A 1,799-nucleotide genomic window follows, 5' to 3' on the forward strand; every position below is an offset into this window, starting at 1 on the left:
CTTTCAGCCCGCCGCCCGGCCCCGACACCGATACCAGTCAGACCTCCGATCAGGCCGAAGCCGCGCGCCGCCTTGCCCGGGCCCTGCGCAACCTGCCGCGCGGCGCACTTGACGATGATCTTGACGAGGTCACGCTGCTCGCCCGGCGCATTGATACGCTGCTTGACCGCATGTCTGACGCCTCGGGCGCCGGGCGCTGGTAACGCAGGCCAAGCAGGTGCCGCGCGCGGCGAAAATTCCCGTCCGCCCCAGCAATTTGCCGCTTGCCCCCGCCGCGAAAACTTGTCAAAAGCGCCTCGTCGGGCTGTGGCGCAGTCTGGTTAGCGCGTCCGTCTGGGGGACGGAAGGTCGTGAGTTCGAATCTCGCCAGCCCGACCATTTACATCGGCCCGTGGCAGCACCCCTGCCACGGGCCGTTGGCTTTTGCATTGAGGGGGCGCAAGGCCATGCCGCAACACGCTGATAATCCGCCGAAAATGGGCGTCCTGCCGATGCAGGACCTGCGCGCCATGATCACCCGTGGCGCGATCATGGCCGAGGGCGGGGTGCTGGAGGACCAGCTTCAGCCCGCCAGCCTCGATCTGCGCCTGGGCCATCGCGCCTGGCGGATGCGGGCGTCGTTTCTCGCCGGGAAGGGCCGCAGCGTGGCCTCACGGCTGGCCGAGTTCGAGATGCATCAGATGGATATCGACGGCGGTGTGGTGCTGGAAAAGGGCTGCGTCTATCTGATCCCGCTGATGGAACATCTTGCGCTGCCCGCCGATGTTCAGGCGGTGGCGAATGCCAAAAGCTCCACCGGGCGGCTGGACCTGCTGACCCGGGTGATCACCGATGAGGGCGTCGAATTCGACCGCGTCGCGCCGGGCTACACCGGGCCGCTTTACGCCGAGATCTGTCCGCGCTCGTTTTCGGTGCTGGTGCGGCCCGGAATGCGGCTGAACCAGATCCGCTTCCGCATCGGCCAGTCAGTGCTTGATGACCGCGCCCTCAAAGCACTCCATGCGCGCGAGGTGCTGGTCAGCGGTGAGGCACATATTTCCGAGGGGCTGGGTTTTTCCGTCGATCTGCGCCCGGCGCCGGGCGGGCTGGTCGGCTACCGCGCCAAACCGCATACCGGGGTGATCGACCTTGCACGGATCGGGGCCTATGCACCGTCCGATTTCTGGGAAGAGCTGCGCAGCGAACAGGGGCAGCTGATCCTCGACCCGGGCGCGTTCTACATCCTCGTCAGCCGCGAGGCCGTGCATATCCCCCCCGATTATGCCGCCGAAATGGCCCCCTATCTGGCGATGGTCGGCGAGTTCCGGGTGCATTACGCGGGCTTCTTCGATCCCGGCTTCGGGCATCACGCGGCAGGAGGCACCGGCGCGCGAGGCGTGCTGGAAGTGCGCTGCCACGAGGCACCCTTCGCGCTGGAACATGGCCAGATTGTCGGGCGGCTGGTGTATGAACGCATGCGTGAGCGACCTGAGACACTCTATGGCGCCGGCATCGCCTCGAATTATCAGGGGCAGGGCCTGAAACTTTCAAAACATTTCCGCGCGCCCTGAGCATCCCGGCGACGGCAGAAGCGCGCACGCGCCCTTGAGGGGGCTTTGCCCCCTCTCCTTTCAAGTAAAAGATCAGGGGGCTTTGCCCCCGATTCTATTCTTCAGAAGTCAGGGGGCTTTGCCCCCTCTGGGCCTGCGGCCCATTCACCCCCAGGATATTTATAGAACAGGTGAAAGGGGCGCGGTGCTTTCTGCTTCATCTGTTCACAAATATCCCGGGGGGAGGCGCGGAACGCGCCGTGGGGGGCA

General features: G+C 65.5%; 2 protein-coding genes and 1 tRNA gene. All 3 read left to right on the forward strand.

Annotated features, from left to right (window positions below):
* Positions 1 to 203: hypothetical protein (locus V7Q53_RS23365; RefSeq protein ID WP_333831441.1), on the forward strand; the 203-nt coding region annotated here is incomplete at its 5' end.
* 97 nt (positions 204 to 300) lie between these two features.
* Positions 301 to 378, forward strand: a tRNA-Pro gene (locus V7Q53_RS23370).
* 68 nt (positions 379 to 446) lie between these two features.
* Positions 447 to 1,550 (forward strand): 2'-deoxycytidine 5'-triphosphate deaminase, encoded by a 1,104-nt coding sequence (locus tag V7Q53_RS23375; RefSeq protein ID WP_333831443.1) that lies wholly within the window; start codon positions 447 to 449, stop codon positions 1,548 to 1,550.
* Positions 1,551 to 1,799 lie beyond the last annotated feature (249 nt).

The organism is Pararhodobacter sp. (assembly GCF_036802785.1).
Classification (GTDB): Bacteria; Pseudomonadota; Alphaproteobacteria; order Rhodobacterales; family Rhodobacteraceae; genus Pararhodobacter.

What these genes read in the sequence shown, in the direction of transcription:
- V7Q53_RS23375 (WP_333831443.1), top strand. Translation starts at nt 447, where the DNA reads ATGCCGCAACACGCTGATAATCCGCCGAAAATGGGCGTCCTGCCGATG.